This is a genomic window from Ramlibacter sp. (assembly GCF_036676645.1).
In the GTDB taxonomy this organism is placed as follows: Bacteria; Pseudomonadota; Gammaproteobacteria; order Burkholderiales; family Burkholderiaceae_C; genus Ramlibacter.
The window spans coordinates 149,552-164,070 of record NZ_JAKFCM010000104.1 but is presented as its reverse complement, the minus strand read 5'-3'; the positions used below and the strand labels follow the sequence as shown (position 1 = coordinate 164,070).

Annotated in this window: 15 protein-coding genes and 1 pseudogene; 1 reads left to right on the top strand and 15 read right to left on the bottom strand. The window is 66.0% G+C overall.

Features of this window, described 5'->3' with window-relative positions:
* Positions 1 to 3: 3 nt before the first annotated feature.
* From cofH to V6M57_RS15975, 6 genes are all read right to left on the bottom strand, one after another.
* Complete coding sequence (gene cofH, locus V6M57_RS16000; RefSeq protein WP_332815991.1) at positions 4 to 2,370, bottom strand: 5-amino-6-(D-ribitylamino)uracil--L-tyrosine 4-hydroxyphenyl transferase CofH; 2,367 nt, start codon at positions 2,368 to 2,370, stop codon at positions 4 to 6.
* Between the two features lie 10 nt (positions 2,371 to 2,380).
* Complete coding sequence (locus V6M57_RS15995; protein ID WP_332815990.1) at positions 2,381 to 3,391, bottom strand: LLM class flavin-dependent oxidoreductase; 1,011 nt, start codon at positions 3,389 to 3,391, stop codon at positions 2,381 to 2,383.
* 42 nt (positions 3,392 to 3,433) lie between these two features.
* Complete coding sequence (locus tag V6M57_RS15990; RefSeq protein WP_332815989.1) at positions 3,434 to 4,399, bottom strand: tripartite tricarboxylate transporter substrate binding protein; 966 nt, start codon at positions 4,397 to 4,399, stop codon at positions 3,434 to 3,436.
* A 119-nt stretch (positions 4,400 to 4,518) separates the two neighbouring features.
* Entirely contained in the window at positions 4,519 to 5,130 is a 612-nt protein-coding gene (gene ribA, locus V6M57_RS15985) for a GTP cyclohydrolase II (protein ID WP_332815988.1), read from the bottom strand.
* The gene (locus V6M57_RS15980; protein ID WP_332815987.1) at positions 5,127 to 5,768 is read right to left on the bottom strand and encodes a flavin reductase family protein; all 642 of its coding nucleotides are present in this window, start codon (positions 5,766 to 5,768) and stop codon (positions 5,127 to 5,129) included. Before V6M57_RS15980 ends, ribA begins: the two co-directional genes overlap by 4 nt.
* Positions 5,768 to 6,949, bottom strand: coding sequence for a Xaa-Pro peptidase family protein (locus tag V6M57_RS15975; protein WP_332815986.1), 1,182 nt, complete (start codon positions 6,947 to 6,949; stop codon positions 5,768 to 5,770). The genes V6M57_RS15980 and V6M57_RS15975 overlap by 1 nt, the downstream gene beginning before the upstream one ends.
* A 178-nt stretch (positions 6,950 to 7,127) precedes the next feature.
* Between V6M57_RS15975 and V6M57_RS15970 the strand changes: the two genes are divergently transcribed.
* Positions 7,128 to 7,913: an IclR family transcriptional regulator gene (locus V6M57_RS15970; protein WP_332815985.1), complete on the top strand. Its 786-nt coding sequence runs from the start codon at positions 7,128 to 7,130 to the stop codon at positions 7,911 to 7,913.
* Between the two features lie 25 nt (positions 7,914 to 7,938).
* Here V6M57_RS15970 and V6M57_RS15965 read toward each other — a convergent pair whose 3' ends face one another.
* From V6M57_RS15965 to V6M57_RS15925, 9 genes and pseudogenes are all read right to left on the bottom strand, one after another.
* Positions 7,939 to 8,910: a Bug family tripartite tricarboxylate transporter substrate binding protein gene (locus tag V6M57_RS15965; RefSeq protein ID WP_332815984.1), complete on the bottom strand. Its 972-nt coding sequence runs from the start codon at positions 8,908 to 8,910 to the stop codon at positions 7,939 to 7,941.
* 43 nt (positions 8,911 to 8,953) lie between these two features.
* Positions 8,954 to 9,319, bottom strand: coding sequence for a Rieske (2Fe-2S) protein (locus V6M57_RS15960; protein ID WP_332815983.1), 366 nt, complete (start codon positions 9,317 to 9,319; stop codon positions 8,954 to 8,956).
* Positions 9,316 to 9,609, bottom strand: a complete 294-nt coding sequence (locus V6M57_RS15955) for a hypothetical protein (RefSeq protein ID WP_332815982.1) — start codon at positions 9,607 to 9,609, stop codon at positions 9,316 to 9,318. Before V6M57_RS15955 ends, V6M57_RS15960 begins: the two co-directional genes overlap by 4 nt.
* A gap of 12 nt (positions 9,610 to 9,621) precedes the next feature.
* Positions 9,622 to 10,185 (bottom strand): amidohydrolase family protein, encoded by a 564-nt coding sequence (locus V6M57_RS15950; protein WP_332815981.1) that lies wholly within the window; start codon positions 10,183 to 10,185, stop codon positions 9,622 to 9,624.
* Positions 10,186 to 10,197: 12 nt separating this feature from the next.
* On the bottom strand, positions 10,198 to 10,848 hold the full coding sequence (locus V6M57_RS15945; protein WP_332815980.1) for a hypothetical protein: 651 nt from the start codon (positions 10,846 to 10,848) through the stop codon (positions 10,198 to 10,200).
* A 12-nt stretch (positions 10,849 to 10,860) separates the two neighbouring features.
* Positions 10,861 to 11,745 carry a divalent metal cation transporter gene (locus V6M57_RS15940; RefSeq protein WP_332815979.1) on the bottom strand — a complete coding sequence of 295 codons (885 nt, stop codon included), beginning with the start codon at positions 11,743 to 11,745 and terminating at the stop codon, positions 10,861 to 10,863.
* A pseudogene (locus V6M57_RS15935) lies at positions 11,699 to 12,364 on the bottom strand (tyrosine-type recombinase/integrase); the annotation flags it as partial. The gene V6M57_RS15940 and the pseudogene V6M57_RS15935, both read right to left, overlap by 47 nt.
* Before the next feature lie 363 nt (positions 12,365 to 12,727).
* Positions 12,728 to 13,150, bottom strand: coding sequence for a very short patch repair endonuclease (locus tag V6M57_RS15930; protein ID WP_332815978.1), 423 nt, complete (start codon positions 13,148 to 13,150; stop codon positions 12,728 to 12,730).
* A gap of 6 nt (positions 13,151 to 13,156) precedes the next feature.
* On the bottom strand, positions 13,157 to 14,464 hold the full coding sequence (locus V6M57_RS15925) for a DNA cytosine methyltransferase (RefSeq protein ID WP_332815977.1): 1,308 nt from the start codon (positions 14,462 to 14,464) through the stop codon (positions 13,157 to 13,159).
* Positions 14,465 to 14,519: the final 55 nt, after the last annotated feature.

The following is a 14,519-nucleotide window of genomic DNA, read 5'->3' as shown; positions in this document are numbered from 1 at the left end:
CTTTCAGTGGCTGCCGGGGCACACCGAAAGCGCGGGCACGTTCTCGGTGATGACGGGAATGCGCGCGAGCCGCGACAGCGGACGCGCGACGGGCTGGTAAAGGGTGGTGCGTTGCTCGGAGACGCGGCCGACCTCCGCCAGCAGCTGCTCGATCTGCGCGGCGGTCACGCCCTGCCCCCACTCGGCGCCGGCCGCGCGCGAGATGCTCTCGTTCATGAGCACGCCGCCGAAATCGTTGGCGCCGGCCAGAAGCGTCTGCTGCGCGCCCTGCGGGCCGAGCTTGACCCACGAGGTCTGGATGTTCGGGATCAGGGGACTGAGCGCGAGGCGCGACACCGCGTACATCAGCACCGTCTCGCGCCAGGTGGGGCCTCGACGGGCCTGTCCGCGCTTGTAGATGGGGCTGTTGGTGTGCACGAAGGGCAGCGGCACGAATTCGGTGATGCCCCCGGTCTCCTGCTGCAGGTCGCGCAGGGCCAGGATGTGCCGGGCCCAGTGGTCGTAGTGCTCGACGTGGCCGAACATGATGGTCGACGTCGTCGGGAGCCCGGCGCGATGCGCTTCGCCGACGATGCGCAGCCATTCGGCCGTCGTTACCTTGTCGGGGCAGATGATCGCCCGCACGTCGTCGCTGAGGATCTCCGCGGCGGTGCCCGGCAGCGAGCCGAGCCCCTTGCGCTTGAGCTCCTGCAGGAACTCCGCCGTGCTCACCCCCAGCGTGGAGGCGCCATGCAGCACTTCCAGCGGCGAGAACGCGTGGACGTGCAGCTGCGGCAGCGCGGCTCGGAGGGCGGAGAGCAGGCCGAGGTAGGTGTTTCCGTCGTACGACGGGTGGATGCCGCCCTGCATGCAGACCTCGGTGGCGCCGCGCGCGACCGCCTCGCGCGCGCGCTCGACGACTTCGGCCACGTCGAGGTCGTACGGGCTCTCCGTAGGCTTGTTGCCGCCCGTGCGCTTGGAAAAGGCGCAGAACCCGCACCGGTAGGCGCAGATGTTCGTGTAGTTGATGTTGCGGTTGATGACGTGGCGGACCACGTCGCCCGCGTGCGCCTTGCGCATGGCGTCGGCCGCATGGACCACGCGGGTGTAGTCGTTGCCGCGCGACTCGAACAGCTTCGCCACCTGCGTTTCGGTCAGCCGCTGCCCGCCCTGCGCGACGCTGACGATGTACGCGATCTCGGTGGGCGTGTGGACCGCGGGCGCGCCACGGGGCACGCCGGGCGGCGCCACCTTGGCCCCGCCTGCGAACCAGCGGTCCTCGCGCGCGAGGCCGAACGCATCCGAGGGCATGAGCAGCTTGCGGTGGTGCGTGGCATCCACCCACTGCGCGCGCTCACGCACGTACGCGGGATACACCGGCAGGCGCGGCGCCAGGGCGAAGCCGGCCGCTTCCAGCTGCTTGCGCAGCGCCCCGATCTGCGGCCAGGCGGCCTCGGGGTTGACGTGGTCGGCCGTCACCGGCGAGATGCCCCCGACGTCGTTGATCCCGGCCGCGATCAGCGCCTGGACCTCGCCCGGCCGCAGGTTCGGGGGCGACTGGATGGAAATGTCTGCGGGGAGGATGTGGCGCGCGGCCGCGATCGTCCAGAGCTGCTCTTCGAGCGCCGCCGGCGCGACGGCCTGCATGGGCGTGCCCGCCTTGGGACAGAAGTTCTGGATGATGACTTCCTGGAGGTGCCCGGACTCTTCGTGCAGGCGGCGGATGTCGCGCAGGGTCTCGATGCGCTCCTCGCGCGTTTCGCCGATGCCGACGAGCAGCCCGGTCGTGACCGGGATGCGCAGCTCGCCCGCCTCGCGGAGCATGCGCATGCGCACTTGCGGGTCCTTGTCGGGGCTGCGGTAGTGCGGCATGCCCTTGTCCATGAAGCGCGGTGCCTTGACCTCGAGCATCAGCCCGATGGACACGCTGACTTCGCGCACACGAGCCAGTTCGTCGCGGCTGAGCACGCCGGCATTCACGTGCGGCAGCAGCGAAGTCTTGGTGGCGACCTCGCGGCAGGCCGCCACGAGGTAGTCGACCGTGCTGGCGTAGCCGCGCGCCTGGAGCCATTCGGCGGCGCGCGGGTAGCGCAGCTCCGGCTTGTCGCCCAGGGTGAAGAGCGCCTCGTGACAGCCGGCGGCTTCGCCGGCCCGGGCGACCGCCAGGACTTCCTCGAGCTCCATGTACGCCTTCTCACGCGCGACCGAGTGGTCGCGCGAGAAGGTGCAGTAGCCGCAAAGGTCCCGGCACAGCTTGGTCAGCGGGATGAACACCTTGGGCGAGTACGTGATCGTGTCGCCCCACGCCAGCCGCGCGATGGCGCCGGCCCGGCGCGCGAGGTCGCCGCATGGCACGGCGAGCAGCTCCTGTTCGAGATCGGTCTGGCTCATCCCGGGTCCCTCAGTCCTTCGGCAGCTTGGCCATGACTTCCTTGGCGAACCACTCGATCTGTTCGTCCAGTTCGGCAACTGAGTTGGCGGGGAACATCAGCGCGCTCACGTGCTGCACCCCGATGGAGCGCAGCTTCTCGATCTTCTGGAGGATCACTTCGGGTGACCCCACGAGGTTGGCGGTGACCTGGTGGCTCAGGTCTCGGCCGGTGTAGGCCAGCGAGACGCGGTGGGCGACCAGGCCGCTTTCCATGTAGCGCTTCTCGGCCAGCTCCATGGTCTGGTCCACGGTGCAGGACAGCTGCGGTGCGATCTCGAAGCCGGCCAGGTCGCGGCCCGCTTCCACCAGCCGGCGCTTGAGCGTGGCGATGCGGTCCTCCATCACGGGCAGCGGCTGCCAGCCCGGCAGCCAGCCCTGGCCGTACTTCACGGCGCGCTCCATCGCCTCGACGTTGTGCCCGCCGATGTACACGGGGAAGGGCTGCGCGATGCTCTTGGGGAACATCTCGACGTCCTTGTAGCTGTAGTACTTGCCGTCGTAGCTCGCCTTGGCTTCGTTGAAGAGGCGGTGCATCGCCTCCAGCCCCTCGTCCATCATGTCGCCGCGGCGCGGGTTCTGGAACCGGTTGCCGGCCCAGGCCTCGAACTCCTCGCGGTAGGCGCCCAGGCCCACGGCCATGATGAAGCGGCCACCGCTCATCTGGTCGAGCGTGATCGCCTGCTTGGCCAGGTACACGGGATCGTGCATCGGCAGCACCGTGATGGCGGTGCCGATCTTGATGGTCCTGGTGGCGCCGGCGATCGCGGCCAGCACGATGAGCGGGTCGTAGAAATTCGGCGGCCGGCCCGGGAACAGGTCTCGCACGTAGTTCTGGGTGGTGATGTGGTCGTTGCCCCAGACCGAGTGGTAGCCGAGTTCCTCGCAACGCCTGGCCTGCCGGATGAAGTCTTCCGGTCCCGCGAAGGGGATGGGGTACATCACCCCCTCGAAGCCTGTCGACAGGCACACGCTGAATTTCATGGGATGCTCCTTTTGCCTTCGGGGTGTCGCGGGACGCGCGGCCTACTTCTGCGCGGTGCCGAGCGCGCCTTCGCGCTCGAGCTGTTGCGCCCGCTGGAATTCGCGCTCGACGAGCGCCTTGGTGTCCTTGCCGGACATGTCGATCACTTCCATGGACATGCGATCCATGACGTTGACGAAGGCGGGGTCGGTCAGCGCCTTGCGGAAAGCGCTCTCCAGCTTCGCGCGGATGGCCTCCGGCAGGTTGGGGGGCGCGATGATGCCCTGCACCGAGCGCAGAAACGGGAAGCCCAGTTCGCGCAGCGTCGGCACGTTCGGCAGGTGCTTGGAGCGCTCCGGCGTGTTGACGGCGAGGACCCGCACGTTGCCGTTCTGCAGGTGCGGCATCCAGACCGAGGTTTCGATGGAGAAGTCCACGTGCTTGCCGAGCAGCGCATTGATCGAGCCCGCCGAGCCGTTCATGGGGATGTGGTCGATCTGGGTGCCCGTGGCCTTCTGCAGGCCGGCGCCGATCAGGTGCTGCGTCGTCACGGCGCCGGCCGTGCCGTAGGTGAGTCGGTGGGTCTTGGCGTGCGCGATCAGCTCCTGCAGCGTCTTGAACGGGCTACTCGCCGGCACGGCCACGCCGATCAGGTTGTCGCCGTAGTAGCTGATGTAGCTGAAGCCCTCGATTGGGTCGTACGCCAGCTTCTGTCCCGAGAGCGCGAAGTTGTACGAAGTCGAGGAAAGCGTGCCGATGGTGTAGCCGTCCGGCGCCGCCCGGTTGAGCTGGCCCATGCCGATCGTGGTGGACGCGCCGGGCACGTTCACGATGACGACGGGCTGACCCAGGTGCGCTTCGGCGGCCTTGGCGAGCGCGCGTGCCGTGGTGTCGGTACTGCCACCCGCCGCCCAGGGCACGATCATGCGGATCGGCTTTTCGGGATACTGGCCCTGGCCCTGAACCGCGGAGGCGACGGTGGCCAGGCCGAACGCGGCCAGCTTCAGGAGGATTCGCTTGGAGATCATCGTCGTTCCTTTCTTGTCCCGTTTATCGGAACAGCGTTCCTGTTATTGAAATTTTAGGTCGAGGTGGGTGGCGTGTCAACGCCGGCTCTTGGATTCCTGCCTTTTCTCTTTTTCGGTGTTCAGCCGGGCGCAGGCAGGTGCCCCAGCTTTTCGCGCTTGGTGCGCAGGTACTGCGCGTTGTGACGGTTGGCGGTGGCCGCCGATGCGATGCGGCCCTGCACGTGCACGCCCAGGTCGGCCATCGCCGCGAGCTTGTCCGGGTTGTTGGTGATCAGCGCCACCGAACGGAGCCCGAGTTCATGCAGGATGGCCGCCGCCGCTGCGTAGCTGCGCGCGTCCACCGGCAGCCCGAGATCCGTATTGGCCTCGACCGTGTCCCGGCCGCACTGCTGCAACCCGTAGGCGCGGATCTTGTTGGCCAGGCCGATGCCGCGGCCCTCGTGGCCGCGCAGGTAGATCACCACGCCGCAGCGGCTGGCGGCGACGTGGCGCAGTGCCGATTGCAGTTGCTCGCCGCAATCGCACCGACAGGAGCCGAACACGTCGCCGGTGAGGCACTCTGAATGGATGCGCACCGGGACGTCCTCCCGCCCGGCCACATCGCCGCGGACTAGGGCGGCGTGTTCGGCCCCCTCCGCGTCGCGGAAGACGTGCATGTCGAAGTCGCCGTGCGCCGTCGGCATGCGGGCCGAGGCCATGCGGCGAACGCGTCCCTGGAGCGCCGCGGTCATCGTGGTTTCTCCTCGGCGGCCGCGAGCACGGCCTGCGGCGTCTGCGCGATCGGCCGCAGCGTGGTGATCCGGCCCAGGGTGGCGTAGTTGGGCCCGGCCAGGCGGCACACCGGGTTGAGCTTGGCCGAATCGATCTTCCCGTCGGCGATGAAGCCATCCCCCACGTGGAAGACGAGCACCTCGCCCACCACGAACTCGGCGCCCGTGTCGCCGTAGGGCGTGGCACTGTGGAACCGGCACTCCATGGCCACGCGCGGTGCCACGAGGCGCGGGACGGCGACGCGCTCGGAGGCCGTCCAGGACAGGCCGAGCAACTCGGCTTCGCTCACCTCCGCTGGGTGTTCGGCCGAGCTCTCGTGCATCGGGCCGAGGAGGCTCTCGTCGACCACGTGCACCACGAACTCGCCCGTGGCGAGGATGTTGTTCGCGGTGTCCTTGCGGCGCCCCGCCCTCCGGCCTGCGTTGAAGCCGACCATCGGCGGCCGGGTGGAAACGTAGGTGAAGGCGCTGAACGGCGCCAGGTTGACCACGCCTTCGGGCGACCGGCTCGTCACCCAGGCGATGGGGCGCGGCACCACGACGCCGGTCAACAGCCTGTAAGCCTGCGGGGCGTCGAGGTCCGCGCCGAGGATCTTCATCACCGCAGCATCAGGTCGCGGGGCAGCGTCATCAGCGACTCCACCCCCGCCTCGGTGACGGTCACCATGTCCTCGACCTGGAAACCGCCGAAGCCCAGCTCGTAGTAGGGCGTCTCGATGCACATCACCATGCCGGGCTGCAGCACGTCCGTGCTGTTTTCCGTCAGCGCCGGCACTTCGTAGCCGTCCAGGCCGATGCCGTGGCCCACGTGGTTGCGGCGGTAATGCGGCAGGCCCGACTTGCGCACCGTGTCCATGATCTCCTTGAACAGCGTGCTGGCCGGCAGACCGGGACGGATGATCTCGTAGGCGCGTTCGATGCCGGCCTGCACGGCGTGGTGGCTCTTCCGAGCGCGATCGCTCGGTTCGCCAAAGGACGCGATGCGGGCGATATCGGCCCGGTAGTGCCTGTAGCGCCCGCCGACGTCGAAGCGGATCGTGTCGCCGCGCTTGAGCTTCCGGTGCGGCGACGGGTCCACGTTGGGCAGCGCGCCGCGCTCGGAAAACCCGATGCAGCCGAGCACCGGGAAGGCGCCGTCGGCCACCGTGCGGCCGTGGAAGCGCAGCGCGAGGTCCGCCTCGCTCTCCCCTTCCCGCAGTCCTTCCAGTGCAGCGAGGATGGAACGCTCGGCGATGCGGCCCGACTCGCGCAGTCGCGCCACTTCCTCGGGCGTCTTGATCGCGCGGAACTTCTTCGAGAGCGCGTCCGAGCGGATCAGCTCCACCTCGGGCGCGAGTTCGCGCACGCGCTCGAACACGCCCGAAGCAAGCCCGTCGAGCTCGATGCCCACGCGGCCTCCCCGCATGCCGGCCTGCCGGAGCGCCTGCGCCAACGCGTGGGCGGGGCTCTCGTGCTCGGGGCCCCGCAGCATCTTGCGCAGCCGCACGGCCTCGGGTCCGCCGCCCTCGGCGAAATCCTCGTACGCGAAGAAGCCGTAGCGGTGGAAGGCACGCACGTAGAGATCCTGGTCGGCGGCGTGGTCCAGCAAGCCGGTGCCGGTGACGACGAACGATTCGCCGCCGGCCTCGCGGGGCTGGAAGGCGTAGGCCTGCGGCCCGCGGCGGATCCACTGCGGCATCGCCCAGTAGCCCGAGAGCCAGGTCACGGATTCGGCCGTGGTGCCCACGAAGCCATCTAGCCCGTTGTCTCTCAGCACGTCTTCGAAAAGGGGGCGGTTCATCAGCATCCGCACGAGGGAGTTCCTTTCATCCTTGCGTTCCGATTATCGGCACGCCGTTCCTATAGGACACGTTCATTCTAGATTTGAGGTACGAAGCGCGTCAACGGGCGCCGCTATGATCGGAACGAGAAGACCGGAACAGTTGCCAGACGCGCCGAGGAAGAAGAGAGCAACGCCCATGCCGGGGCGAAGCGAGGTCGTGATACCGAAGCAAACGGTGGGGGCCTCGAGTGCGCGGAAGATTCTCAAGCTGCTCACGTACTTCACGCCCGATCGCACGCACGCCCGGGTCGAAGACCTCGCGGCGCACGTGGACGTCCCGAAGAGCACCGCGTACCGCCACCTCGCCTTGCTGAAGGAGACAGGGCTCATAGCGTCCGGCGCCGACGGACGCTGGCACCTCGCACCCGCGCTCATCCGCCTCGGCGAGGCCGCGCGTTCTGCGGTCGGGATCATCGAGCTCGCGCTGCCGGCGATGCAGCGGCTGTCGCACCAGACGCAGGAAACCGTGCTCCTGATCGAGCGTATCGGCGATGCAGGCGTGTGCGTGGCCAAGCAGGATGCGCCGCAGATGATCCGGCTTTCATTCGAAGTCGGCACGGGGGTGCCCCTGCACCGCGGCGCAGGCGCCAAGCTGCTGCTGGCCCATCTTTCACTGGAGGAGCAGCAGCGGTATTGGGCGCATGCCACGGCCAATTACGCGGACCTGAAGGGCCGCGTGACCCGGCTCAAGAGCGACCTGGAAGAGATCCGCGCGGCCGGCCACTCGGTCAGCAGCGGGGACCTCATGCAGGATCTCTGGTCGGTGGCCGCACCCGTGCGTCGCGGCAGCGAGGTGGTAGCGGCACTGTCGCTCGTGGGTCCCATCTACCGCATGCCTCCTTCGGCGAAGCCGCAGCTGGTGGACGCCGTCAAGCGCAGCGCGGACGAGATCAGCGCGGAGATCTCCCGCCGCGCCGGCTGAGCGCTCCCGCCGCGCCGGCTGAGCGCTACTCCGGCTTGATGTTGGCCCCTCGGATCACCGCGCCCCACTTCTGCACTTCCTCGGCGACGAAGCCGGTGTAGCGGTGTGGCCCATACCCCGGCGTCACGTCCATGCCGAGCTGCTTGACTTTCTGCCTGAACTCGGTCTTGACCAGCACCTTCTGGATGGCGGCGTCGAGCCTGTCGACGATGGGCTGGGGCAGCTGCGCCGGCCCGGAAACACCGAACCACGAATAGGCGACCAGGTCCTTGTAGCCGAGTTCGGCGAAGGTCGGCACCTCGGGGATGAGGTCGGAGCGTTCGCCGGCCGCCAGCGCGAGTGCGCGCACGCGATTTCCCTTGATCATCTCCGCGTGAGTGGCCAGCACGTCCGTCATCACCTGGATCTGCCCGCCCACGAGGTCCGCCAGCGCCGGCGCGCCGCCCTTGTAGGGGACATGCTGCATCTGGAACGGCACCTTGCGCTTGGCCAACTCGCCCGTCAGGTGGCCCACGCTTCCCAGCGCCGAGCCGTACGAGATGCTCTTGGGGTTCGCGCGCGCCGCCGCGACGAGATCGTTGAACGAGGTCCACGGCGAGTTCGCGCTGACCAGGATCGCAACCGGGCCTTGCGATACCAGGGACACATGGGTGAAGTCTTTCACCGGGTCATAGGGAACGTTGGGCAGCAGCGTCGTGTTGATCGACTGGGCCACCGTGCTGGTCAGGATCAGCGTGTAGCCGTCCGCCGGCGCCTTGGCGACGTGGCCCGTGCCGATTGTCCCGCCGGCGCCCGCGCGGTTGTCGACGATGAAATTGCCGCCGAGCTGCGCCTGCAGTTCGTTGCACAACAGCCGCGCCACGAGGTCGGTGGGCCCACCGGCGGGATACGCCACGACGACGCGCACGGGCCTGGCCGTGGGCCAATCCTGCGCCGCGACGGGCCCCGCGAGAGCGCACAAGGTCGCCGCGACGGCGATGATTTTCCTGCGATTCATCACGAAAGCTCCTTCATGGGTGAATGGAGGCAAGGTCCTCGGACTACAGCACGAGGTAGACGTCGTCGCCTTCGAGCTTGACCTCCCGGCCGCGCAGCCGGACCGAAGAACTGCCCTGGTGGCAGCCGGTGCGGATGTTGAACTCGTAGCCGTGCCAGGGACAGACGACGTGCGTTTCGCTTTCGGAGAAGCGGAATCCGTGCCCCGTCTTGTCGGCTGCGATCACTTCCTCCACGCGCTTGATGATCTTGCCCTGGCACACGGGGCCGCCCGCGTGCGGGCATGCGTTGTCCCAGGCGAAGAAATCGTCCCCTTCGCGGAACACGCCCACCTCCCGCCCGCCGACGAGTACGACCTTGCGGCCGCCCGCGGGCAATTCGGACTTCTTGCAGACGAAGATCCAGTTCATGAGCGCATCCCCCCGGCGGCGATCTCGCCGCATCCCGGCCGCCGGTACCACATGGCAACGTCGAACAGGTTGAGGTTGGCCGCGTGCAGCATGCCGGAGACGGTGGCCACGACCTCGGTCGCGCTCACCTCCGGGCTCACCGGGTGGAAACTCAGGCCGAACTGTTCCGACTTGGCAGCGTACAGCTGGGTCGCCAACGTCATGACGCGCGCGAGTTCCTCGTCCGTCACCGCGGAGAGCTCGCCCGTGCGCAGCGCCTCGCTGGCGCGCGCTTCGAAATCCAGGTTCATGGTCGCTCCTTCTCAGAACTGCTTGAATTGGGGGGGCACTTCGAGGTTGAACACCCTCGCGGCATTCAGGCCCAGGATCTGCCTCTTGGCCTTCTCGTCGATGAAGGGCAGCTTGGTGATCGCACTGGGCAGGTCAAAGTCCCAGTGCGGCCAGTCGGACGAATAGAGCAGCTGCGTGTCGGCCTTGATCGCCTTGAACGTGGCGTGGAGCAGTTCCATGTTGCTCGCCTCCATCGGCTGGCATGAGTAGTACATCTCGCGGATGTACTCGGAGGGCAGGCGCTTCAGCAGCGGCGCCTCCGAGGGGCGCATCATGTATTCGGCGTCGAGCCGCTGCATGATGAAGGGGACCCACGCGAGGCCCGACTCCACCCACACCATCTTCAGCTTCGGAAACCGCTCAGGCAGCCCGTTGACGATCCAGTTGGACAGATGGATCAGGTTGTAGTGCACGAAGGTGATCGCGTGCATCGCCATGAACCGGTTCATCTGGAGCATCGACGGATCGTTCCAGTAGTACCCTGCGTGGAAGACGAGGGGCATGCCGCGCTCCTCTAGTTCGCGGTAGAGCGGCATGTAGTCGTTGTGTCAAACGGGGCGATTGCGCGTCGACGTGACGGTGAAGCCGATCACGCCCGGGCGGCCCGCGAACCGCTTGACCGTTTCCACGCATGCGGCCGGGTCGTTGAAGGGCAGGTACATCAGACCTTTGATGCGGTCGGACTGGGGCAGGATGGATTCGGACATCCAGCGGTTGAACGCGTTTCCCAGGGCGACCTCGACCTCGATCTGCGGGTGCATGCCCAGCAGCAGCATCGGCGTGGGGAACACCACCTGCGTGTGGATGCCCATGGAATCGATGGCACGGGTGACGAGCTGGATGACGGGGTGCACCTTCCCGCCGCGATCCACCTCCTCGAGCAGGCCCGCCTGGTGAGGGATCCGGCCGAACACGTCCTGGTAGTACATGCCCACCGTGTGATTCATGAGCCCGGGCGGGCTGCCCAGCTTCAGCCGGAAAGACTGGGCGTTGTGGCGGATCACCTCGTCGTCGATGAACTCAATGATCTCGTTCCAGAACGCCGTCTCGGTGACGTGCCCGTCGATGTCGACGATGAACGTATCCTTGTAGCGCTCCGCCTGCCGCGTGGCGTGGGCGAGCACGTCGCGCGTGTCGGACTTGATGGTGATCTCGGGCAACTCGCCCGTGATCGCCCCAGAGGGCTTTTCGATTGGCATGGATGGGACTCCTCAGTGGGAAAACAAGAGGGACGCGAGCATCGTCAGATTCAGCAGGACGATTACGGAACAGCATGCCCACGCGAGCGCGCCGAGCCAGCGCGGCGCGGCCAGATTGCCCATGACCGCGCGCGAGGTGGTGAAGCGCACCAAGGGAACCAGAGCGAAAGGCAGTTGGAGCGAGAGCACGACCTGGCTTGCGATGAGCAGCGTGGCGGTGCCTGATTCGCCATAAGCCGCGGTAATCACCATGGCAGGCACGATCGCGATGGCGCGCGTGGCGAAGCGGCGCACCCATGGCGGCAGCGTGCGATGCAAGAACCCCTCCATGACCACCTGCCCCGCCAGCGTGGCGGTTACCGTGGACGCAAAGCCGGATGCGAGCAAGGCCACAGCGAAGGCAACCGCCGCTCCGCTCGCGCCGAGCACCGGTGCGATCAGTTGGTGGGCCTGCTGGAGTTCGGTGACGTCGTTGTAGCCGCGGGTGAAGAAGGTCGCTGCCGACAGGACCAGGATCGAGCCGTTGATGAACAGCGCGAAGAGGAGCGCACCGGTGGAATCGATAGTGGCGCACGCGATGGCAGTGCGCTTTGCATCCTCCGTCGGCCCCACCTCGCGGGTCCGCACCAGCGAAGAGTGCAGGTACAGGTTGTGCGGCATCACCGTGGCACCCACGATACCGACGGCCAGCCAGAGCATCGTGCCGTTGGATAGCACGTCGCCTTTCGGAAGGATGCCGCTCAGTACTGCCCCGAGCTCCGGCTGCGCGAGCGCAAGGTTGTACGCGAAGCAGCCACCGATGAGGAGTACGAGGGCGAATGTCACCGCCTCCAGCGTTCGCACCCCGCGGTCAAATAGGTACAGCAGCAGGAAAACGTCGAGCGCTGTCAGCAGCATCCCGACGAGCAGCGGGAGCGTGATTTCCCGAGGCGCGTTGCGGCAGCACGTCGGAAGGCTTGAATTCCGAGGCGGGATTGCGGCTGCACAGCCCCCGCGTGATCGCATACCGGAACACCTGACTGCAGGTATTCCGAACTCGACGGGCGACGTCTGTGGCTCCACGCCCTTGAACCCGCTCCATCATGGCCACAACGTGTTTGGGCTCAATCTGGTCTACGGGCTTGTGCCCGAGCACCGGGAAGACGTTCCGCTCCAATCGGCTCATCACATCCTCTGCGTACCTCGCGTGCCGCCCTGTGGACCACCTCGAGTGCCAGGCACGAGCGACGGCTTCGAACGATGACTCCTGCGCGATCAGCAGAGCAAGCTTCGCCTCCCGCTTCTCGTCCGCAGGGTCAATGCCGGCCTGCACCTTGTCGCGAGCCTGGTCCCGGGCGGCGCGCGCCTGTTGAAGACTGACCTCCGGGTACGACCCAAGGAGCAGCACTTTCTCCCGCCCCCGGATGTAGTACCGCCACCGCCAGGAGCGCTGCCCGCTCGGTGTGACAAGGACGAAGAGTGAGTTGCCGTCGAACACCTTGTACGGGCGCTCTCGAGTGATCAGGTCGGCCAGTTGCTGGTCGGTGAGACGGCAGTCTGGCTGCCGGGGTCGACGTTGAGGAGTGGTGGTTGCGGTCGTTCAGACATCTTTCGGGTCCTTCAGTTGAAGAAAAGTACCCCGATAGCTGCTGTCTCGATACCCCGATTCGTACCCCGATAAGGTGCTGGATCGTCATGGACGTCCGTGGACCTCAGAAGACATAAAGCCCTGATTTCTCAGGGCTTTATGCTGCTTGGGGGACTTCGATGGACCCCTGTGGACAGGGTCCTGGCGGAGCAGGAGTCCGCCTAAGAGCTAGGTACCTCGGCAAAGAACGAGGGCACGTCGGCTGTACCCAACATCACGCCCTACATGAACCTCAAGGGTTGATTGCCACGGCTAGCCACAGTGCCTCAGCTTTGCAATTACCGCTCCCGCAGCCTCTTCGGCCTTGACGGGAGTGTTTGTTTCGCATTCCCAGACAATCAATACTCGCCACCCCAGCTCCTGCAACCGAACTATGTTCCGCTGATCGCGATCAACGTTTGCCTGGAACTTGGCTCGCCAGAAATCGATGTTCGTCTTAGGCGTATTCGCGACCTTGCAGCCTGCGTGACGGTGCCAGAAACAACCGTTGACGAACAGTACCGTCCTGAACTTCGGAAAAACGATGTCCGGCTTACCGGGAAGCGCCTTGACGTGCAACCGATACCTAAGCCCAAGTCCGTGCAGTGCGCGCCGAAGCAAGAGCTCTGGCTTGGTATCCTGACCTCTGATTCGCCCCATGCGCTCGGAGCGCTCGGCCGGCGTAAGCGTGTCCATTACGCACTATGCAGCCATCCGGAGCACCTCGCCGCGAGCAACCAACATTTGCTTCGATGCTGCCTCAAGCACCTCCGCCACGGCCAGCCCAACAGCCCGGCCCAAGAGCGGCGGGACTGCGTTCCCGACTTGCGTATATCGCGGACATTCAACTTTTCGCCGGCTACCACCGGTGGTGTACTTACCACGGAAGACGAACCAGTCCGGGAAGGATTGCAGCCGCGCACACTCACGAACGCTCAGGATTCGAGGCTCGGAATAGTGAAGGATGTCGTCCGGCAAAGTCGTAATCGTCCTTGCCGGCGCATTGGCATCCAGCGTGCAAACCCTGTGCTTCAACAGTCCGAAACGCTCTCGATCTTGAGCCCCCATCTTGTAGCCAGGACCAAACTCCTCAAGGATCGTTCGGAATCTCTCCGAGACCTTGGCACTGTGATTTGCTAGCCGAGCACTGTCCATCGGCCCAACGTGACCCGATTGCATAAGCCTCTGGTACGCCGTTCGAGGTCCACTGTACTTAGGTTCCAAAAAGCCTGGCGGAGACTCTATGTCCTCGCACTTCTTCGTCCCGGCTCGCGCAATTTCGAGGTCCGAGATCGCATCGGAAGCTGTTGCAGGAACCCGGAATTCCAGACCAGCAAGGAGTTTGTCGCTTTCACGCTGAAGCAAATGGAAGGCAAGACGCACTCCTCCGGGCCTGCCTTCATTTGCGCTCACATGGGCGGCAAGGTCGCGACGGATCCCGATGACGATGAGCCTCTCCCTCTTCTGCGGTACGCCAAGGCGAACTGGGTTGACGATCTCGCCCTCTACGTCGTACTCGTCCCTCAGTGCATCTTTCAACTTTTCAAAGAAAGACCGCCTGCGCTGGCCATTCTTTCCGCTCAGCTCAGAGTGCACTACAGCCATCCCCGGAACGTTTTCGACGATCAGCGCCTTTGGCTTCACCAGCTTGACGACCTTGACGTATTCAAGGAATAGCTTGTTCCGTGGGTCCGCTTCATCCCTCCGGCCAGCGAAGCTGAAGCCTTGACAGGGTGGCCCGCCCGCGATGACATCGATGGTCCCTCGCAGCTCCATTAGGCGGTCCGCATGCCGCAAGAGGAGTTCATCGATTGAGCACTCACGTTCGGGAAACCAAGCACGAGGCCACTCGAACCTGAACTTCTGGTTATTTGCGGACTGTAGGAAGTTCGCGGCGAAGGTGCGGAAAGCCATTGCGTCCTTCTCCACCGCGAGAACGCCGCGCATGCCGGCCATGGATAGCCCGAGGGAAAGTCCGCCGCAGCCGGCAAAGAGGTCGATGAAGCGCACGTTTGATCTGGGGGGGCGGTATGCCGATTTTAGCCAGCTGAACTCGGCGGCCCAT